Here is a 19,016-nt window from a genome sequence, read left to right on the forward strand (position 1 = left end):
AGACGAAAGCGGCAACAGGCCCGTGGTCAAGCAGGACACCGACTGCAAGCGCTTGCGTGTCCGTGAAGCCGAGCCGGCAAACAAACGGCCGCGCCGGATGCGCGGCCGTCGCCGTCGATATTTCTGCCGGTGCATGGTTGCGCCGCAAGTGTTCTCACAGCCGCCACGCGAACCGGCGGGAATGAACTCGATCTCGATCCGGTTACGCTGGCTCGGGAGAATGAGCGAATCGTTGTGCCAGATCTTTGTATCGATGTTGATTCGGTCTCGCGAAATCCCAAGACTCTGAACTTGCGCGGCGCGACCATATCGGTACTTACCTGTTCCCCGCTTCCCGACTCGCCTCCCGCCCCCTGTCGCTACAATAGCCACCATGAACGCCCCCACCTCCTCCGACACGCCCGATTCCGGCGACGCGCACATCGCGCGCAACCGGCTCGAGGCGCACCTGGACGCCGCGCCGCGTGCGTGGCCGCTCGACATCGTCGCCGCCACCGGCTCGACCAACGCCGACGTCGCGACGCGGCTCAAGGCGCTGCCGCGCAGCGCGAACGCGCTGCCCGCGCCGCTCGTGCGCGTCGCGTTCGAGCAGACGGCCGGCCGCGGCCGGCAGGGCCGCCCGTGGTTCGCGCAGCCCGGCAATGCGCTGCTCTGCTCGGTCGGCTGCATCGTGCCGCGCGCCGTCGACGCGCTCGGCGGCCTGAGCATCGCGATCGGCGTCGCGCTCGCCGAAGGGCTGGCCACGCTGCCGCTTGATGCCCGCATGCGCGTCGCGCTCAAATGGCCGAACGACCTGCTGCTGGCGGCCACCGACGACGGCACGCCGCGCATCGTCGGCAAGCTCGCCGGGATCCTGATCGAAACCGTCTGGACCACCGCCGATGCGACCGCCGTCGTGATCGGCTTCGGTATCAACGTGCGCGGCGCGGAAGCCGTCGCCGCGCAGGTCGACGCGCTGCGCGCGCGCGAAGCGACGCTCGCGAGCGGGCTGCCTCCCGCCGCGCTGTCGATTGCATGCGCATCGGCCAACCTCACCGATACGCTCGCCGCGTCGCTGAACGCGCTCACGCCCGCGCTCGCGCAGTTCGGCGCCGACGGGCTCGCGCCGTTCCTGCCGCGCTGGCACGCGCTGCACGCCTATGCGGGACGTGAAGTCGTGCTGCTCGAACAGGGCGTCGAACGCGCGCGCGGCATCGCGACCGGTATCGATGCGACCGGCCAGTTGCTGCTCGACACGCCGAACGGCGTGCAGGCGATCGCGGCCGGCGACGTGTCGCTGCGCGAAGCGCAATGAACGAGCCGTCCCTGCTGATCGACGCCGGCAACAGCCGGATCAAGTGGGCGCTCGCCGATGCGCAGCGCACGCTTGTCCAGACCGGCGCGTTCGGCCATGCACGCGACGGCGGCGGCGATCCCGACTGGTCGAACCTGCCGCGTCCGCGCGGCGCATGGATCTCGAACGTCGCGGGCGCCGACGTGGCCGCACGGATCGACGCGCTGCTCGACGCGCGCTGGCCCGGCCTGCCGCGCACGACGATACGCTCGCGAGCCGCGCAATGCGGCGTGACGAACGGCTATACGACGCCCGAACAGCTCGGCAGCGACCGCTGGGCCGGCCTGATAGGCGCACGCGCGGCCTTTCCGGGCGAGCATCTGCTGATCGCGACGTTCGGCACCGCGACGACGCTCGAGGCGCTGCGCGCGGACGGCCGCTTCACGGGCGGCCTGATCGCGCCGGGCTGGGCGCTGATGATGCGCGCGCTCGGCACGCACACCGCGCAGTTGCCGACGCTGACCACCGACATCGCGAGCGGGCTGCTCGCCGGTGCGCAGGCCGAGCCGTTTCAGGTCGACACACCGCGTTCGCTGTCGGCAGGCTGCCTGTACGCGCAGGCGGGGCTGATCGAACGCGCGTGGCGCGATCTCGCCGATGCATGGCAGGCACCCGTGCGGCTCGTGCTGGCAGGCGGCGCGGCGGACGAGGTCGCGCGCGCGCTGACGCTGCCGCATACGCGGCACGACGCGTTGATCCTGTCCGGGCTCGCGCTGATCGCCGCGGAAGCTGTCGCGCAGGATTGACGGAAATTCGCCGGCTTAGCACCGCACCGGCGGTATCGACGAATGCCCATGCAGGGCTTCATCGCGGTGACGGTGAGGAAGCACGCCGCCGCGGCGATACAGGCAGCAGGCCACCGCGCGGCAAAGGTCGCACATGCATTGCCTGACTGTTGCGAACAGTCATGAAAACAACGAACAGGCCGGCCATGCGGCGGGTCCGACTGAACGACTGAACGAAAAGGGGTATCGACGATGCTGCGCTGGCTGATCGCTGTTCTCTTTCTCGCCAACATGCTCGCGTTCGTGGTGGCGCGCGGCGTGTTCGGGCCGCTGCCGGCAGCCGGCCCGCGCGAACCGGGCGTGCTGTCGCGGCAGGTGCAGCCCGACGCGCTGCGCGTGACGCCGCTGGCGCAGGCTGCCGACCAACCCGTCGTCGGCGGCCCGATCGCGCCGCCGGCCGTCACGGCCGCGCCGCTCGCGGCATCAGCGCCCTGACGGCGCCGGGCCGCGCTCAGGACTGCTGCGCGCGGACCTTCTTCAGCAACGCGGTGGTCGAGCGGTCGTGCGCGAACGGAATCGCCAGCGCGCGGCCGCCCCAGCTGCGCACGAGCGCCGATTCCGGCAGCGCATCCATGTCGTAGTCGCCGCCCTTCACGAGGATGTCCGGGCGGATCGCCTCGATCAGCGACACCGGCGTCTTTTCCTCGAACTTCACGACCCAGTCGACGCTTTCCAGCGCCGCGAGCAGCGCCGCGCGATCGTCCTCGCGGTTGATCGGCCGATCGTCGCCCTTGCCGAGCATGCGCACCGACGCATCGCAGTTCACGCCGACGATCAGGCATGCGCCGAGCGCTTTCGCGTCGGCGAGATACGTGACGTGGCCGCGATGCAGGATGTCGAATACGCCGTTGGTGAACACGACGGGCGACGGCAGCGACGCGCGCAGGGCGACGAGGGCGTCGCGGGTGATCAGCTTGCGTTCGAAGGTGGCGGACATGTGGAGATCGGACGAAATGAACGATGGCGCGCGCGGCGGCCCGGACGGCAGGACGCGATGGCGGCGCCAGATAAAAAGCCCGCCGGACCGGCCGGGCGGGCTTCATGCAACGGACACGAAACGACGCGGTGCGGCCGGCGCGACTCACGCCGGCTGCAGTGCGTTGCGGCCTCAGGCCGGCTGCGCGGCCGACGACGGGCCGCTTTCGGCCTGCAGGCGCCCGGTGACTTCCTTGCGGTAGCGGTTCAGTTCCTGCGCGGTCGCGAACGTGCGCTCGAACAGGATCGACAGGTTGTGCAGGATGCGCTCGACGACCTTCTTTTCCCACTCGCCGTCGAAACGGATCTGCTCGTCGAGCCAGCGCTCGAGCCATTCCGGATCCGGCAGGCGCGACTGCACGGTATCGCGCGGGAACAGCGCCTGGTTCACGTGCAGGTTGGTCGGGTGCAGCGGCTTCTCGGTGCGGCGCGCCGACGCCATCAGCACGCCGATCTTCGCGAACGCGGCACGTGCGACGTCGCCGCAGTTGTTCAGCGCCTTCTTCATGTAGCGCAGGTACGCGCCGCCATGGCGCGCTTCGTCGCGCGAGATCGTTTCGTAGATCTGCTTGATGACGGGCTCGGTGTGCCAGTCGGCCGCGCAGCGGTACCAGTGGTTCAGGCGGATTTCGCCGCAGAAGTGCAGCATCAGCGTTTCGAGCGGCGGCGCCGGATCGAACTGGAAGCGCACCGCATGCAGCTCCTCTTCGGTCGGCACCATTTCCGGCTTGAAGCGGCGCAGGTATTCCATCAGCACGAGCGAATGCTTCTGCTCCTCGAAGAACCATACGCTCATGAACGCGGAAAAGTCGCTGTCGTGCTGGTTGTCGCGCAGGAACATTTCCGTCGCGGGCAGCGCCGACCATTCGGTGATCGCGTTCATCTTGATCGTCTTCGCCTGCTCGTCGGTGAGCAGCGAAGCGTCGAACTTGTCCCACGGAATGTCCTTCTCCATGTCCCAGCGGACGGCTTCGAGCGACCTGTAAAGTTCCGGATAAAGCATCGTGTTCATGATGGTCCCACCCCTGTTCTGCGCAATGCGACTTCTCTAAACGTGACTGTTGCCACAAAGGCGCGCCAAGCGCGCTTTTTGCAGCCAAGACTGTAATTTTACGCGTGAAACCGACCGACCGGACGCTGATTCCGCGTCCGGCAGCCGGGCGGCCGCGCCGCCGCCGTTGGGCACGCCGCAGCCACGCTCCGTTCGAACGGAACCGACCGCGCTTGCCTGAGTTGGGGGCCGGCGCTGGCCGGCTCGTTGGCGAGCCCGTCCCCTGCCCCCAGGCGGGTTCCCCGTAGGGTCCCGTGCGGATGCCGGATCGGCGGGCTGCTCGATGTGGTGTATACGGCGGCGGCCATGATATCACGCGTGTATGACGCTTCCGAGACGCCTGCCCGGTCGCGCGCCGCCAATCCCGGTGCGGCGATCGGTCGCGCCCGACCGTCGCGAAAACGCAACCGCGCGCAACCATCCGCCATCCGCGCGCATCAGACCCGTATTTCGCCCGTCGCGAGCCCGTCTTCCGGCGGCGTGCCGGCTGCCGGCGCGCTGCCGCCGTCCGCCTGCGCGATCCAGCCGGCGAGCGTGTCGCGCTGCGCGCGCCCGTCGCCGTAGCCGAGCTCGATCAGTTCGCGCGTGAACGCCTCCTCGAACAGCAGGTAGCTCGCGAACGACGCGCCGGCCGGCTGGCTGCCGCCGACCGCGCCGAGCAGCCCGCGCATCGCGGCCGGCATCTGCTTCAGGTGCTTCGCGGCGATCAGCTCGATCCGCTCGGACGGTGCGATCGCGAGCACGTCGACGTGCCGCCAGCCGCTGTCGATCTCGACCTGGTGCGGCAGGTGCTCGATCATCCGGTTGATGTGCTCGATCCGCTCGATGTCCGAGCCGATCGAGTCGAGGAACACGCTCGCAAGCACCTGCTGACCGATCTGCGCGAGCGTCGGGTAGCCGCGCACGCGGCCGGCGCCGTTCGCGGCCGGAATCTCGGGCCGCGGATCGGCCGCGCCGACGACGACGATCCGGTGCGCGCCGAAGTGGATCGCCGGCGACAGCGGCGCGATCTGCCGGATCGAACCGTCGCCGAAATATTCGATCTGCCCGTCGAGCACGAGCGGCACGGCCGGGAACACGAACGGAATCGCCGACGACGCGAGCAGGTGCGACGCCGACAGATCGACGAGCCGCGCGGTGCGCTGCGCGCGCCGCCACGCCTGGATCGGTTCGGCCGCCTGGTAGAACGTGAGGTGCCGGCCGCTCGAATAACTGAGCGCCGTCACCGCAAGCGCATGCAGCAGCCGCGCCTCGAGCATCTGCTCGATCCGGTGGAAGCTCAGTTCGCGCTGCAACAGGTGCGCGAGCGGCGTGTTGTCGAGCAGCCCGCGCGGCGAACGGCGGGCCGCCCAGCCGAACGTCATCGTCGCGAGCCAGCGCGCGCCGGCGGCCGCGATGCCGAGCCAGTCGGTGCGGTACACGTAGTCGGGGCGCAGGTGCTCCCAGAATTCGAGCAGGCGGCGCACGCCGTGGGAAAAGTCGTCCGCGTGGCTCGCGATCGACGTCGCGTTGATCGCGCCGGCCGACGAGCCGCACACGACAGCGAACGGCAGCGTGTGCCGGTCCGGATCGGCCTCGAGCGCGATCTCGGCCAGCGCCTTCAGCACGCCGACCTGGTAGGCGGCACGCGCGCCGCCTCCCATCAGAACGAGCGCGAGCCGCATGATCGACCTGCTACCGGCGCCGCGTCACGTCGAGCGCTTCGGCGGACGGGTTTCGGGCGACGAAGCGGCCGCCGCGCTCGCCGCGGCCGAACCGGTCGGCTTCGCGCGCTTCGCGGCGGGCTTGCGCGGCGCGGCGGCGGCCCGTGCCGGCTTCGCGGCCTGCTCCGGCGGGGCGGCCGCGTCCGGCGGCGCGTCGCCCGGCGCCGCGGGCTGCATGCCCGGCTGCGCCATCGCGAGGCTCGCGAGCTGGTTGAACTGCGACTGCAGCAGGTTCCACCAGCCGGCCGGATCGAACGCCTGCTGCGCGGCATCGCCTTCCGGCGGCGCATCCGCACCGTCCGCCGCCGGCGCTGCGTCGCCCGGCGGCGCCGACGCGGCTTTCGCCGCCTGCGCCGCCGCGACGGCCGCTTCCTCGGCCGCCGACATCGAGCTTTGCGCGAACGCGCCGAACGCCCGCAGCGTCGCGAGCGTCGCGCGCTGCACCTCGAGCGCCTGGATCGCGGACTGCAGCATCCCGAGATTGAGCTTCAGCCACTGCTCGACCGCGCGCAGATCGGTGATCCGCTTGTCGAGTTCCTCGACGCTCGTGAGCGGCGCCATCATGTCGGACATGCTCGACAGCGACGGCGGCAGCCCCTGCGTGGCGCCCGGAAACGACGTCATCCCGCCGAACGGCGACATCCGCATCATGTCCCACATCCGGTCCATCATGTCGGCGGGCTTGAAGCCGGCAAAGCCGGCGAAAGGGTTGGAGCCGGAGGCATCGGTCGTCATACGGGCATCCTGGTTGACTGGGGGAGCGAGGCGGCCGCCATGCGTCGTGCAGCCGCGCGTGATTCGATCATAGCGCGCGTCGTCAGAACGGCGCGTCGCCGGGGAAGTCGGGCGGGCGCCGCTCGCGCAGCGAACGAATGCCTTCCTGCACGTCGGGCCCCGAGAAGCCCATGAATTCGAGCGCGAGCGACGTGTCGAAGGTCGGCCCGGCCGTGCGCAGCCAGTTGTTCAGCGCGTACTTGGTCCAGCGGATCGCCGACTGCGAACCGTGCGCGAGCCGCTCGGCCACTTCGTACGCCTTCGGCAGCAGGTCGGCCGGCTCGACCGCGAGCGACACCAGCCCGATCCGCTCGGCTTCCGCGCCGCTCACGGGCTCGCACAGCAGCAGGTAGTACTTCGCCTTCGCCATCCCGCACAGCAGCGGCCACACGATCGCCGCGTGGTCGCCGGCCGCGACGCCGAGCCGCGTATGGCCGTCGATGATGCGTGCATCCTTCGCGGCGATCGAGATGTCGGCGAGCAGCCCGGCGACGAGCCCCGCGCCGACGGCCGGCCCGTGCATCGCCGACACGATCGGCTTGCTGCAGTTGATCACGTTGTAGACGAGGTCGCGCGCTTCGCGCCACACGCGGGCGCGCACGTCGAAGTCGTTCGCCATGTCCTCGACGAGCGCGAGATCGCCGCCCGCCGAAAAGCCCTTGCCTTCGCCGCGGATCACCGCGACGCGCGTGTCGGGATCGCGGTCGACGTCGCGCCAGATGTCGGCGAGCTCGCGATGCATGCGCGCGTTCGCGGTCGCGAGACCGCTGCGGTTCGCGCCCTCGCCGCTCATCACGATGTCGAGCACGCCATGGTCGCGGCGCGTCACCTTCAGTGCTTCGTAACCGCCGTACGCGGCGAGATCGGCCATGCGCCTGCTCCTTGCTCGAGGCTCTTGAATCGAGTGTAGCCAAGCCCGCGCGGGCAAACATCAGGCGAAACCCGGCGCGCGGGCCGGGGCCGGGTTTCGCGCGGGCGCTGCGTGCGTCGCGCGCCTCGCCTTACGCCGCGCCGTCGGGCGGTGCGACCGATTGCTCGATCGCGCCGAAGATCGACTTGCCGGCCGCATCGAACATCTCGATGCGCACGGTGTCGCCGTAGCGCATGAATTCGGTCTGCGGCGCGCCGTGCTCGATCGTCTCGAGGCAGCGCTTCTCGGCGATGCAGCAATAGCCGCGCTTCGCATCCTTGTTCGATACCGTGCCCGAACCGACGATCGAACCGGCACGCAGGTTGCGCGTCTTCGCCGCGTGCGCGACCAGCTGACCGAAGTGGAACACCATGTCGGTGCCCGCATCGGGCTGGCCGACCTTCTTGCCGTTCCAGTGGACGATCATCGGCCGGTGCACGCGGCCTTCGCGCCATTCGTCGAGCTCGTCCGGCGTCACGGCGACCGGCGCGAACGCGGTGGCCGGCTTGCTCTGGAAGAAACCGAAGCCCTTCGCGAGCTCGGCCGGAATCAGGTTGCGCAGCGACACGTCGTTCACGAGCGTGACGAGCCGCACGGCCTTCAGCGCGTCGTCGGGCGAGGCGCTCATCGGCACGTCGCCGGTGATCACCGCGACTTCCGCCTCGAAATCGATGCCCCATTCCTCGGACGGACACACGACGTCGTCGCGGGGCCCCAGGAAATCGTCGCTGCCGCCCTGGTACATCAGCGGATCGGTCCAGAACTCGGGCGGCATCTCCGCGCCGCGCGCGCGGCGCACGAGCTCGACGTGGTTCACGTACGCGGAGCCGTCGGCCCACTGGAACGCGCGCGGCAGCGGCGCCATGCAGTTGGCCGGATCGAACGGGAACGCGTTGCGCGCGCGGCCGTGGTTCAGCGCGTCGGACAGGTCGCGCAGCTGCGGCGCGTAGAACGCCCAGTCGTCGAGGACGCGCTGCAGCGTCGGCGCGATCGCGTCGGCGATCGCCGCGGTGTGCAGGTCGCGCGACACGACGATCAGCTGGCCGTCGCGCGTGCCGTCCTTCAGCGAAGCAAGTTTCATAGCGGGAATCTGCCGTTGTAGTGACGATGGAAGGAATCTATTTTACGATGGTGAATCCATGCGGCGCGCGACGATCGCGCACGCCGTGTTCGCCCCGATCCTTGCCGCATTTTCGCGCACCCGCTGCCCATGCCCGCCAGCCCGCTTCCCGACGACGATCTCGCCGACTCCGACACCGACGACGCCGCTTCCGGCGAGCACGGCGAGAAGGTCCGTTCCGGCATCCAGTCGATCGAGGTCGGCTTCCGCCTGCTCGACGTGCTGACGAGCGAGCCGCGCGCGATGATGCTGCGCGACCTCGCGCAGCGCGCGGGCATGAGTCCTGCGAAGGCGCACCGCTACCTGGTCAGCTTTTCGCGGCTCGGTGTCGTATCTCAGGATCCCGTGTCGGGCCGCTACGAACTCGGCGGCTTCGCGCTGCAGATGGGGCTCGCGCGGCTCGCGCGCGTCGACGGCGTGAAGCTCGCGCGGATCGCGCTGACCGAGTTCCGCGACCGCCTCGACCAGACGGTCGGCATCGCGGTGTGGGGCAACCAGGGGCCGACGATCGTGCACTGGATGGAATCGAGCCATCCGGCGAAGGCGTCGCTGAAGCTCGGCGACGTGATGCCGCTGCTCGGCTCAGCGACCGGGCTGCTGTTCGCCGCGTACCTGCCGCGCAGCAAGACCGCCGCGATGCTCGAGCGCGAACTCGCCGATACGCGCCGCTCGCCGCATCACGGCGGCCCGCGCACGCTCGACGAGGTCGACGCGGTGCTGGCCGACGTGCGCGAGCACGAGGCCGCGCGCGTCGAAGGGATGCTGCTGCCGACGATCCACGCGTTCTGCATGCCCGTGTTCGACGCGGTCGGCGAGCTCGCGCTCGCGATCGTCGCGCTCGGCCAGGAAGGCTCGTTCGATATCGCGTGGGGCGGCGAGATCGACACCGCGCTGCGCGCGTGCGCGCGGAAACTGTCTTACGAACTCGGCTATAGTCCCGACGCACGCGACGCCTGACGCACGCGAGACACCCCCGGTACGCGCCGCGAACGCGCGGCGCCTCCGACGGTCCGATTCCTGTGGCGCGCTGCGCGCCCAACTTCACGCGACCGCCCCGCCCCCGTTCCGATGCCCATGCAGCCTGCCGACATCCGCCCGCGTCACGCCCTGCCCCGCCGCTGGCTGCGCGTGGGCGTCGCGCTCGTCGTCGTGCTGGTGCTGCACGCGCTCGCCGCGATCTGGCTGATGCGCAATCGCGAATCGTTCACGCCGCCGGCACCCGCCGAGGTCCCCGTGCAGATCGAGCTGCTGAAGCCGCAACCGATCGAGCGCCAGCCCGCGCCGCCTGCGCCGAAGCCGGTCGAGCATCCGGCCGCCCCCGCACCGGCCGCGCCGAAGGCCGCCGCACCGAAGCCCGCACCGTCGCCCGAGCCGGTCCTCACGTCGACGCAGACGGCCGAGCACGGCGAGCCGCCACCGGCTGCCGCCTCCGCGGCGAGCGGCGTGCCGGATGCATCGGACGCGCACGCCGCATCGGCCGCCGGCGCCGGCAGCGCCGCGACGCCGGGCCCCGCGGCCAGCGGCGTGAAGTTCGCCGCGCCGCCGTCCGGCGACCTGCAGTACGACACGTTCTACAACGGGATGCAGAACATGATCGGTACGATCCACTGGCGCACCGACGGGCACACCTACGACCTGTCGGTATCGATGCCGGTGCCGTTCGTCGGCCCGTTCGCCTATCGCAGCGAAGGCCGCATCGACGCATTCGGCGTTGCGCCCGACCGTTACGTCGAGAAGCGCGGCAAGCGGCCGGAAGACATCGCGATCTTCAACCGCGAGATCCGGCAGGTCGTGTTCACGCGCACGCCGAACAACGCGCCGCTACCCGACGGCGTGCAGGACCGCTTCAGCATGCTGATGCAGTTGTCGGGGCTCTTGCGCGGCAACCCGTCCGCCTACAAGCCGGGCGTCACGCAGCAGTTCTTCGTGATCGACAACAACAGCGGCGAGACCTGGCCGATCACGGTGATCGGCGACGAGCAGGTGCAGACGCAGGCCGGCATCATCGACGCGCGGCACTTCATGCGCCTGCCGCGCCGCGACGGCGACACGCGCCGCATCGACATGTGGCTCGCGCCGTCGCTCGGCTGGCTGCCCGCGCGGCTCGTGCAGAGCGAACCGAACGGCGCGCAGATCGAGCTGCTGTGGCACGGCCGGCTCGCGGCGCCTGCCACGCCGTCCGATGCCGCACCGGCAGGCGGCGCAACGAGCGCACCCGCCGACGCAGCGACGCCCGAAGCATCGGCCGCATCATCCGCACCGCCCACGGAACCGGCACAACCCGCGCCGCCTGCCACCGTGCAACCGCCCGCGCAACCGGCTGCACCGCCGGCGTCGTCGCCTGTCACACAGTGAACGCGCGTGGATCGGCAATTTCGACCGATTACAGATTTCCGTGAAATGGCCGATGACACTCTTTAACAACTATTTCAGTCCACCGGCAGACAATGGGAAACGTTTCATAGACATCGGCTTCTAACCGATACACCCCACGCAACGGGAACGGGGTGTGCTGCGCAAGCCCCTTGAAACCGGCAAGGCTCGCCCCACCTAGGGGACAACAAGGCCAGATGCCACTGCGAAGAGGAGTGCCGCCATGCAAATGATCTACAACAGCCCCAACTACTGCGTCGTCGAATTTGCGCCGCAGGCCGGCCATCATCTGATGAATGCCGGCGGATACGAAATCGTCGACAAGAACGCGCAGCGCGAGATCTTCATCGACGGCGAACTTGCCGAACGCTTTCGAGCGCACGTGAAGCAACTGATCGAGGATGAACCGTCGCTCGACGAAGTCGACGAATTCCTCGGGCAATTCGACAGCCTGATGATGATGCCCGTCGTGCTGCACTGACGACCCGCGGCCCGGCGCCTCGCGCGGCCGGGCCATTCGCCGCGCACCGACGCGGCGCCCGCGAGCACTCCGATCATGCCCCCGTCCGGTTCGCCTGGCGGGGGCTTTCATTTGGCGGACGCCCCGGCCGGCGCGAGGCCGGGCGGCGGCCAGGCGCACCGGCTACAATGACGGTTTTCCCGTCTTCGCCGGTCCTCCTCCCATGTCTGCGACTCCTCTCGCCGCTTCCGTCCCGCTCGACGCGCCCTACACGCGCGGCGCCGCACTGCCCGCGCTGCTGAAATCGCGCATCCTGATCCTCGACGGCGCGATGGGCACGATGATCCAGCGCTACAAGCTCGACGAAGCCGCATATCGCGGCGAGCGCTTCAAGGATTTCCCGCGCGACATCAAGGGCAACAACGAGCTGCTGTCGCTCACGCAGCCGCAGATCATCCGCGAGATCCACGACCAGTACTTCGCGGCCGGTGCCGACATCGTCGAAACCAACACGTTCGGCGCGACGACGGTCGCGCAGGCCGACTACGGGATGGAAGATCTCGTCGTCGAGATGAACGTCGAATCGGCGAAGCTCGCGCGCGAATCGGCCGCGAAATACGCGACGCCCGACAAACCGCGCTTCGTCGCGGGCGCGATCGGGCCGACGCCGAAGACGGCAAGCATCTCGCCGGACGTCAACGATCCGGGCGCCCGCAACGTCACGTTCGACGAGCTGCGCGACGCGTACTACCAGCAGGCGAAGGCGCTGCTCGACGGCGGCGTCGACCTGTTCCTCGTCGAGACGATCTTCGACACGCTGAATGCAAAAGCCGCGCTGTTCGCGCTCGACGAGCTGTTCGAGGACACCGGCGAGCGCCTGCCGATCATGATCTCGGGCACCGTCACCGACGCGTCGGGCCGGATCCTGTCGGGCCAGACGGTCGAGGCGTTCTGGAATTCGCTGCGCCACGCGAAGCCGCTCACGTTCGGCCTGAACTGCGCGCTCGGCGCGGCGCTGATGCGCCCGTACATCGCCGAGCTCGCGAAGCTGTGCGACACCTACGTGTCGTGCTACCCGAACGCGGGCCTGCCGAACCCGATGAGCGACACCGGCTTCGACGAAACGCCGGACGTCACGTCGGGCCTGCTGAAGGAATTCGCGCAGGCCGGGCTCGTGAACCTCGCGGGCGGCTGCTGCGGCACGACGCCCGAGCACATCGCCGAGATCGCGAAGGCGCTCGCCGACGTGAAGCCGCGCCGCTGGCCGAACCAGTACAGCGACAACGCCTGACCCGACCGCCCCACGCCCTTCATTACACGAATTCGCACCGCCATGACCGATCACATGATGCGCCTTGCCGGCCTCGAGCCGTTCAACGTCACGTCCGGAACGCTCTTCATCAACGTCGGTGAACGCACCAACGTCACCGGCTCGAAGGCGTTCGCGCGAATGATCCTCAACGGCCAGTTCGACGAGGCGCTCGCCGTCGCGCGCCAGCAGGTCGAGAACGGCGCGCAGGTGATCGACATCAACATGGACGAGGCGATGCTCGATTCGAAGGCGGCGATGGTGCGCTTCCTGAACCTGATCGCGTCGGAGCCGGACATCGCGCGCGTGCCGATCATGATCGACTCGTCGAAGTGGGACGTGATCGAAGCCGGCCTCAAGTGCGTGCAGGGCAAGGCGATCGTGAACTCGATCTCGCTGAAGGAAGGCGAGGAAGCGTTCCGCCGCCACGCGAACCTGATCCGCCGCTACGGCGCGGCAGCCGTCGTGATGGCGTTCGACGAGAAGGGCCAGGCCGATACGTACGAGCGCAAGACCGAGATCTGCAAGCGCTCGTACGACTTCCTCGTGAACGAAGTCGGCTTCCCGCCGGAAGACATCATCTTCGACCCGAACATCTTCGCGGTCGCGACCGGCATCGAGGAGCACAACAACTACGCGGTCGACTTCATCGAGGCGACCCGCTGGATCAAGCAGAACCTGCCGTACGCGAAGGTGAGCGGCGGCGTGTCGAACGTGTCGTTCTCGTTCCGCGGCAACGACCCGGTGCGCGAGGCGATCCACACCGTGTTCCTGTATCACGCGATCCAGGCCGGCATGGACATGGGCATCGTCAACGCCGGCCAGCTCGGCGTGTATGCCGAGCTCGACGCCGAGCTGCGCGAGCGCGTCGAGGACGTGATCCTGAACCGCCGCGCCGATTCCACCGACCGCCTGCTCGAGATCGCCGACAAGTTCAAGGCGGGCGGCGCGAAGAAGGAAGAGAACCTCGAGTGGCGCAACCAGCCGGTCGAGAAACGGCTCTCGCATGCGCTCGTGCACGGCATCACGACCTTCATCGTCGAGGACACCGAAGAAGTGCGCGCGAAGATCGACGCGGCCGGCGGTCGCCCGATCAACGTGATCGAAGGCCCGCTGATGGACGGGATGAACATCGTCGGCGACCTGTTCGGCCAGGGCAAGATGTTCCTGCCGCAGGTCGTGAAATCGGCGCGCGTGATGAAGCAGGCGGTCGCGCACCTGATCCCGTTCATCGAGGAAGAAAAGCGCCTGCTCGCGGAAGCGGGCGGCGACGTGCGCGCGAAGGGCAAGATCGTCATCGCGACCGTGAAGGGCGACGTGCACGACATCGGCAAGAACATCGTGTCGGTCGTGCTCCAGTGCAACAACTTCGAAGTGGTCAACATGGGCGTGATGGTCCCGTGCAACGAGATCCTCGCGAAAGCGAAGGTCGAGGGCGCGGACATCATCGGGCTGTCGGGCCTCATCACGCCGAGCCTCGAGGAAATGGCGTACGTCGCGTCCGAAATGCAGCGCGACGACTACTTCCGCGTGAAGAAGATCCCGCTGCTGATCGGCGGCGCGACCACGTCGCGCGTGCACACGGCCGTGAAGATCGCGCCGCACTACGAGGGCCCGGTCGTCTACGTGCCCGATGCGTCGCGTTCGGTGTCGGTCGCGTCGAGCCTGCTGTCCGACGAAGGCGCGGCGAAGTATCTCGACGAGCTGAAGTCCGACTACGAGCGCATCCGCGACCAGCACGCGAACCGCAAGGCGCAGCCGATGGTCACGCTCGCCGAGGCGCGCGCGAACAAGACGAAGGTCGACTGGGCCGGTTACACGCCCGTGAAGCCGAAGTTCATCGGCCGCCGCGTGTTCAAGAACTACGACCTGAACGAACTCGCGAACTACATCGACTGGGGCCCGTTCTTCCAGACGTGGGACCTGGCAGGCCCGTACCCGGCGATCCTGAACGACGAGATCGTCGGCGAATCGGCGCGGCGCGTGTTCTCCGACGCGAAATCGATGCTCGCGCGCCTGATCCAGGGCCGCTGGCTGAGCGCGAACGGCGTGATCGCGCTGCTGCCGGCGAACACCGTCAACGACGACGACATCGAGATCTACAGCGACGAGTCGCGCTCGGAAGTGCTGCTCACGTGGCGCAACCTGCGCCAGCAGAGCGTGCGCCCGGTGGTGGACGGCGTGATGCGGCCGAACCGCTCGCTCGCCGACTTCATCGCGCCGAAGGAATCGGGCGTCGCCGACTACATCGGCATGTTCGCGGTGACGGCCGGCCTCGGCGTCGACGTGAAGGAAAAGCAGTTCGAAGCCGACCACGACGACTACAGCGCGATCATGCTGAAGGCGCTCGCCGACCGTTTCGCGGAAGCGTTCGCCGAGGCGATGCATGCGCGCGTGCGACGCGAGCTGTGGGGTTACGCGAGCGGCGAGACGCTCGACAACGACGCGCTGATCGCGGAAAAGTATGCGGGCATCCGCCCGGCGCCCGGCTACCCGGCCTGCCCCGACCACCTCGTGAAGCGCGACATGTTCGACGTGCTGCACGCGGACGAGATCGGCATGAGCGTGACCGACTCGCTGGCGATGCTGCCGGCCGCGAGCGTATCGGGCTTCTACCTCGCGCATCCGGACAGCCGCTATTTCTCGGTCGGCAAAATCGGGCAGGATCAGCTCGAGGACTACGCGCGGCGCATGGCGCTGTCGCTCGACGATGCGCGCCGCGCGCTCGCGCCGCAGCTCTGATCGATGCGCACGGGCGGCCGACCGCCCGTTTGGTCAGACGAAAAGAAAAAGCCCGCTCGGAAGCGGGCTTTTTCCTGCCTTACTAAACTTTCGTACTGCCGGGCAACGAAGCTCAGAAGCCCCAGTGCACGTCGGCTTCGCCGGCTTTCGCCTCGCGCAGCATCGTGAGGAACGGCGCGACGCGCTGGGCCAGGCTCGGCGGCACTTCATGGTGCGCGTGATCGGCTTCGTCCTCGTGGAAATGGCCGGCGTGCTCGGCGCGCGCCTGCTTCGCCTGCGCGACTGCGCCTTCCAGCTTCGCGATCGCGTGGTCCAGCTCGTCGTGCGTAATCACACCGCGCTCGCCCAGCTGCTTGCCGACGAGGCCCAGCACATACACCGCGAAATCCTTCAGCACGTCGAGATCCTGTGCCGCCTTGCTCTTGAACGTAATCATGACAATTCCCTTTTCATCTTGTTGTGCCTGCGCGGCGAGGTTGGGGGAACGCCGGCAGACCGGCGTCCGGCCTCGCGGACGCGGGGCGCCTGAGCGGCATATTAGCACCTGTTAAAATTCTGCGATCCCTGAAACGCGCGCTTAAAAAGCGCGCCGGCGGCCCGGCGTTTCCGGCCGCCACCAACGAAGCCTTCTACCAGCATGCTGCCAGCACACAAACAGACCCTCGAAGCCCTGCTCGCGGATAGCGTCAAGCAGGTCGCACACGCGCTGAAAGGCGCCGACGCAGCGTTCGTCGCCCCGGCCATCACGCTGGAGCGCCCGAAGGTCGCCGCGCACGGCGACGTCGCGTGCAACGTCGCGATGCAGCTCGCCAAGCCGCTCGGCGCGAACCCGCGCCAGCTCGCCGAGCAGATCGTCGCCGCGCTCACCGCGCAGCCGGCCGCGCAAGGGCTCGTCGAAGCCGCCGAAATCGCCGGCCCCGGCTTCATCAACCTGCGCCTGTCGGCCGCCGCGAAGCAGGCGGTGATCGCCGCCGTGTTCGACCAGGGCCGCGCGTTCGGCACGTCGGATCGCGAGAAAGGCAAGCAGGTGCTGCTCGAATTCGTGTCGGCGAACCCGACCGGCCCGCTGCACGTCGGCCACGGCCGCCAGGCCGCGCTCGGCGACGTGCTCGCGAACGTGATCGCGAGCCAGGGCTACGCGGTGCACCGCGAGTTCTACTACAACGACGCGGGCGTGCAGATCGGCAACCTCGCGATCTCGACGCAGGCGCGCGCGCGCGGCCTGAAGCCGGGCGACGCGGGCTGGCCGGAAGCCGCGTACAACGGCGAATACATCGCCGACATCGCACGCGACTACCTGAACGGCGAAACGGTCGCCGCGTCGGACGGCGAGCCCGTCAAGGGCGCGGGCGACGTCGAGGATCTCGACGCGATCCGCAAGTTCGCGGTCACGTACCTGCGTCGCGAGCAGGACATGGACCTGCAGGCGTTCGGCGTGAAGTTCGACCAGTACTACCTCGAATCGTCGCTGTACAGCGAAGGCCGCGTCGAGAAGACGGTCGACGCGCTGATCAAGGCCGGCATGACCTACGAGCAGGACGGTGCGCTGTGGCTGCGCACGACCGACGAAGGCGACGACAAGGATCGCGTGATGCGCAAGTCGGACGGCACGTACACGTACTTCGTGCCGGACGTCGCGTACCACGTGACGAAGTGGGAGCGCGGCTTCACGAAGGTGATCAACATCCAGGGCTCGGACCACCACGGCACGATCGCGCGCGTGCGCGCGGGCCTGCAGGGGCTGCACATCGGGATCCCGAAGGGCTATCCCGACTACGTGCTGCACAAGATGGTCACCGTGATGCGCGACGGCCAGGAAGTGAAGATCTCGAAGCGCGCGGGCAGCTACGTGACGGTGCGCGACCTGATCGAATGGTCGGGCGGCGCGGCGGCGGGCCAGGAAGCGGCGCCCGACCTGATCGACGAGGCGACCATCACGCGCGGCCGCGACGCGGTGCGCTTCTTCCTGATCTCGCGCAAGGCCGATACCGAGTTCGTGTTCGACATCGACCTCGCGCTGAAACAGAACGACGAGAACCCGGTCTATTACGTCCAGTACGCACATGCGCGGATCTGCTCGGTGCTCAACGAATTGAAGTCGCGCTACAACGTCGACGCCGCGCAACTGCCGGGCGCCGACCTGTCGCAACTGACGAGCGCGCAGGCCGCATCGCTGATGCAGAAGCTCGCCGAGTATCCGGACATGCTCACGCACGCGGCGAACGAGCTGGCGCCGCACGCGGTCGCGTTCTACCTGCGCGATCTCGCTGGCGAATTCCACTCGTTCTACAATGCGGAGCGCGTGCTGGTCGACGATGAAGCGCCGCGCAACGCGCGCGCCGCGCTCCTCGCCGCGACCCGGCAGGTGCTCGAGAACGGTCTGGCGGTGCTCGGCGTGTCCGCGCCCGCCAAGATGTAAGGACGCAAGCGGCCCGAACCGGGCAGCGAATGGCCGCGGCAGCGCCCGCCGCAGGAGCGCCTGCCGCAGCCTTTTCACGATTCTTTTTGCAGGTGACTCAAGCAATGGCACAACCACGCCGCACTTCGAAACAATCGAAACAAGCCGGAGGGACATTTCTTGGAATCGTGCTGGGCCTGATCGTCGGCCTGGCGATCGCCGTGGTGGTGGCGCTCTACATCACGCGTTCGCCGTCGCCGTTCGTGTCGAAGGTCGCGCCGCCGCCGGCCGACAACGGCGCGAGCCAGCCGCAGCAGTTCGACCCGAACCGCGCGCTGCAGGGCAAGACGCCCGGCCAGCCGGTGCCGCAGGCCGCGCAGCCCGCGCCGCCCAACACCGCGCCCGGCCAGGCCGCGAACCAGACCCAGGGCGGCCTGTTGCCCGAGCCGCAGATCGTCGAAGTGCCGCCGTCGGCCAACGGGTCGAGCGGCTCGAACAACACCGGCAGCTCGAGCAACACGACCGCGTCGAACAATACGTCGTCGGGTAACGGCGTCGCCGTCGCGCCGAAGCCGGCCGACACCACGCCGCCGAAGAAGACGCCGCCGCCGCAACAGCAACAGCAGGCCGGCGAGGACGACCTCGCGCGCTTCGCCGCGCAGAAGCAGGCGCAGCAGGCCGCCGCGCAAAAGCAGCAGCAACAGCAGCAGGCCGCGAACACGCCGAAGCCGACGTCGTCGGCCACCGCCGCCGCGGCAGCGAAGCCGCCGACCGCGAACGACGCGAATACCGGCTACTTCCTGCAGGTCGGCGCGTACAAGACGGAAGGCGACGCCGAGCAGCAGCGCGCGCGCCTCGGCTTCCAGGGCTTCGAGTCGAAGGTGTCGAAGCGCGATGTCAGCGGCGTGACCTATTTCCGCGTGCGCGTCGGCCCGTTCTCGAAGTTCGAGGATATGAACTCGGCCCGTCAGCGCTTGTCCGATGCAGGTGTCGACACGGCGGTGATCCGCTTCACGAAGCAGTAGGCAGCCGGTCGAGCCCACGCAGAACCCGTTACGTTTCGTAACCCGAGCAACTGATTCG

17 protein-coding genes are annotated in these 19,016 nt (G+C 68.7%); 10 read left to right on the forward strand and 7 right to left on the reverse strand.

Annotation, left to right across the window (positions count from 1 at the left end; translation table 11 throughout):
- The first annotated feature begins 373 nt into the window (after positions 1–373).
- The 3 genes from MRS60_RS15480 (at position 374) to MRS60_RS15490 (ending at position 2,553) form a co-directional block, all read left to right on the forward strand.
- Complete coding sequence (locus MRS60_RS15480; protein WP_243564950.1) at positions 374–1,294, forward strand: biotin--[acetyl-CoA-carboxylase] ligase; 921 nt, start codon at positions 374–376, stop codon at positions 1,292–1,294.
- A complete protein-coding gene (locus tag MRS60_RS15485; RefSeq protein ID WP_243564951.1) occupies positions 1,291–2,079 on the forward strand; it encodes a type III pantothenate kinase in 789 nt (262 codons plus the stop codon). The genes MRS60_RS15480 and MRS60_RS15485 overlap by 4 nt, the downstream gene beginning before the upstream one ends.
- 231 nt (positions 2,080–2,310) lie before the next feature.
- A complete protein-coding gene (locus MRS60_RS15490) occupies positions 2,311–2,553 on the forward strand; it encodes a hypothetical protein (protein ID WP_217590774.1) in 243 nt (80 codons plus the stop codon).
- 16 nt (positions 2,554–2,569) lie between these two features.
- Here the strand turns inward: MRS60_RS15490 and rfaE2 are convergent, their stop codons facing one another.
- The 6 genes from rfaE2 to MRS60_RS15520 all read right to left on the reverse strand — a co-directional run bounded on the left by rfaE2 (position 2,570) and on the right by MRS60_RS15520 (position 8,612).
- The gene (rfaE2, locus tag MRS60_RS15495; protein WP_034179159.1) at positions 2,570–3,055 is read right to left on the reverse strand and encodes a D-glycero-beta-D-manno-heptose 1-phosphate adenylyltransferase; all 486 of its coding nucleotides are present in this window, start codon (positions 3,053–3,055) and stop codon (positions 2,570–2,572) included.
- A 171-nt stretch (positions 3,056–3,226) separates the two neighbouring features.
- Positions 3,227–4,105, reverse strand: coding sequence for a diiron oxygenase (locus MRS60_RS15500; RefSeq protein WP_011353352.1), 879 nt, complete (start codon positions 4,103–4,105; stop codon positions 3,227–3,229).
- A 476-nt stretch (positions 4,106–4,581) separates the two neighbouring features.
- On the reverse strand, positions 4,582–5,808 hold the full coding sequence (locus MRS60_RS15505; RefSeq protein WP_034179160.1) for a patatin-like phospholipase family protein: 1,227 nt from the start codon (positions 5,806–5,808) through the stop codon (positions 4,582–4,584).
- 24 nt (positions 5,809–5,832) lie between these two features.
- Entirely contained in the window at positions 5,833–6,582 is a 750-nt protein-coding gene (locus MRS60_RS15510) for a PhaM family polyhydroxyalkanoate granule multifunctional regulatory protein (protein WP_034179161.1), read from the reverse strand.
- Positions 6,583–6,664: 82 nt separating this feature from the next.
- Positions 6,665–7,492 carry an enoyl-CoA hydratase/isomerase family protein gene (locus MRS60_RS15515; RefSeq protein WP_047899145.1) on the reverse strand — a complete coding sequence of 276 codons (828 nt, stop codon included), beginning with the start codon at positions 7,490–7,492 and terminating at the stop codon, positions 6,665–6,667.
- A 130-nt stretch (positions 7,493–7,622) separates the two neighbouring features.
- The gene (locus tag MRS60_RS15520; RefSeq protein WP_243564952.1) at positions 7,623–8,612 is read right to left on the reverse strand and encodes a fumarylacetoacetate hydrolase family protein; all 990 of its coding nucleotides are present in this window, start codon (positions 8,610–8,612) and stop codon (positions 7,623–7,625) included.
- Between the two features lie 129 nt (positions 8,613–8,741).
- Between MRS60_RS15520 and MRS60_RS15525 the strand changes: the two genes are divergently transcribed.
- The 5 genes from MRS60_RS15525 (at position 8,742) to metH (ending at position 15,535) form a co-directional block, all read left to right on the forward strand.
- The gene (locus MRS60_RS15525; RefSeq protein WP_034179164.1) at positions 8,742–9,608 is read left to right on the forward strand and encodes an IclR family transcriptional regulator; all 867 of its coding nucleotides are present in this window, start codon (positions 8,742–8,744) and stop codon (positions 9,606–9,608) included.
- 111 nt (positions 9,609–9,719) lie between these two features.
- Positions 9,720–11,006: a DUF3108 domain-containing protein gene (locus tag MRS60_RS15530; RefSeq protein WP_175748978.1), complete on the forward strand. Its 1,287-nt coding sequence runs from the start codon at positions 9,720–9,722 to the stop codon at positions 11,004–11,006.
- Positions 11,007–11,247: 241 nt separating this feature from the next.
- The gene (locus MRS60_RS15535; RefSeq protein WP_006477667.1) at positions 11,248–11,505 is read left to right on the forward strand and encodes a BTH_I0359 family protein; all 258 of its coding nucleotides are present in this window, start codon (positions 11,248–11,250) and stop codon (positions 11,503–11,505) included.
- A gap of 202 nt (positions 11,506–11,707) precedes the next feature.
- Positions 11,708–12,775 carry a homocysteine S-methyltransferase family protein gene (locus MRS60_RS15540; protein ID WP_034179166.1) on the forward strand — a complete coding sequence of 356 codons (1,068 nt, stop codon included), beginning with the start codon at positions 11,708–11,710 and terminating at the stop codon, positions 12,773–12,775.
- 42 nt (positions 12,776–12,817) lie between these two features.
- The gene (gene metH / locus MRS60_RS15545) at positions 12,818–15,535 is read left to right on the forward strand and encodes a methionine synthase (protein WP_034179167.1); all 2,718 of its coding nucleotides are present in this window, start codon (positions 12,818–12,820) and stop codon (positions 15,533–15,535) included.
- Positions 15,536–15,647: 112 nt separating this feature from the next.
- Here metH and MRS60_RS15550 read toward each other — a convergent pair whose 3' ends face one another.
- Positions 15,648–15,971 carry a DUF1840 domain-containing protein gene (locus MRS60_RS15550; protein WP_034179168.1) on the reverse strand — a complete coding sequence of 108 codons (324 nt, stop codon included), beginning with the start codon at positions 15,969–15,971 and terminating at the stop codon, positions 15,648–15,650.
- A gap of 201 nt (positions 15,972–16,172) precedes the next feature.
- Between MRS60_RS15550 and argS the strand changes: the two genes are divergently transcribed.
- Both argS and MRS60_RS15560 read left to right on the forward strand, forming a co-directional pair.
- On the forward strand, positions 16,173–17,954 hold the full coding sequence (gene argS, locus MRS60_RS15555; RefSeq protein WP_034179169.1) for an arginine--tRNA ligase: 1,782 nt from the start codon (positions 16,173–16,175) through the stop codon (positions 17,952–17,954).
- 104 nt (positions 17,955–18,058) lie between these two features.
- A complete protein-coding gene (locus tag MRS60_RS15560; RefSeq protein WP_217590768.1) occupies positions 18,059–18,958 on the forward strand; it encodes an SPOR domain-containing protein in 900 nt (299 codons plus the stop codon).
- Positions 18,959–19,016 lie beyond the last annotated feature (58 nt).

It is taken from the genome of Burkholderia pyrrocinia (assembly GCF_022809715.1).
GTDB classification, from domain to species: Bacteria; Pseudomonadota; Gammaproteobacteria; order Burkholderiales; family Burkholderiaceae; genus Burkholderia; species Burkholderia pyrrocinia_C.

Bases quoted from the DNA above. Each gene is read 5' to 3' on its own strand.
- MRS60_RS15510 (WP_034179161.1), bottom strand. From the start codon at position 6,582: ATGACGACCGATGCCTCCGGCTCCAACCCTTTCGCCGGCTTTGCCGGC.
- MRS60_RS15500 (WP_011353352.1), bottom strand. From the start codon at position 4,105: ATGAACACGATGCTTTATCCGGAACTTTACAGGTCGCTCGAAGCCGTC.
- MRS60_RS15540 (WP_034179166.1), top strand. From the start codon at position 11,708: ATGTCTGCGACTCCTCTCGCCGCTTCCGTCCCGCTCGACGCGCCCTAC.
- MRS60_RS15535 (WP_006477667.1), top strand. From the start codon at position 11,248: ATGCAAATGATCTACAACAGCCCCAACTACTGCGTCGTCGAATTTGCG.
- MRS60_RS15530 (WP_175748978.1), top strand. From the start codon at position 9,720: ATGCCCATGCAGCCTGCCGACATCCGCCCGCGTCACGCCCTGCCCCGC.
- MRS60_RS15520 (WP_243564952.1), bottom strand. From the start codon at position 8,612: ATGAAACTTGCTTCGCTGAAGGACGGCACGCGCGACGGCCAGCTGATC.
- MRS60_RS15490 (WP_217590774.1), top strand. From the start codon at position 2,311: ATGCTGCGCTGGCTGATCGCTGTTCTCTTTCTCGCCAACATGCTCGCG.
- MRS60_RS15560 (WP_217590768.1), top strand. From the start codon at position 18,059: ATGGCACAACCACGCCGCACTTCGAAACAATCGAAACAAGCCGGAGGG.
- MRS60_RS15550 (WP_034179168.1), bottom strand. From the start codon at position 15,971: ATGATTACGTTCAAGAGCAAGGCGGCACAGGATCTCGACGTGCTGAAG.
- MRS60_RS15525 (WP_034179164.1), top strand. From the start codon at position 8,742: ATGCCCGCCAGCCCGCTTCCCGACGACGATCTCGCCGACTCCGACACC.
- argS (WP_034179169.1), top strand. From the start codon at position 16,173: ATGCTGCCAGCACACAAACAGACCCTCGAAGCCCTGCTCGCGGATAGC.
- MRS60_RS15515 (WP_047899145.1), bottom strand. From the start codon at position 7,492: ATGGCCGATCTCGCCGCGTACGGCGGTTACGAAGCACTGAAGGTGACG.
- MRS60_RS15505 (WP_034179160.1), bottom strand. From the start codon at position 5,808: ATGCGGCTCGCGCTCGTTCTGATGGGAGGCGGCGCGCGTGCCGCCTAC.
- rfaE2 (WP_034179159.1), bottom strand. From the start codon at position 3,055: ATGTCCGCCACCTTCGAACGCAAGCTGATCACCCGCGACGCCCTCGTC.
- MRS60_RS15480 (WP_243564950.1), top strand. From the start codon at position 374: ATGAACGCCCCCACCTCCTCCGACACGCCCGATTCCGGCGACGCGCAC.
- metH (WP_034179167.1), top strand. From the start codon at position 12,818: ATGACCGATCACATGATGCGCCTTGCCGGCCTCGAGCCGTTCAACGTC.
- MRS60_RS15485 (WP_243564951.1), top strand. From the start codon at position 1,291: ATGAACGAGCCGTCCCTGCTGATCGACGCCGGCAACAGCCGGATCAAG.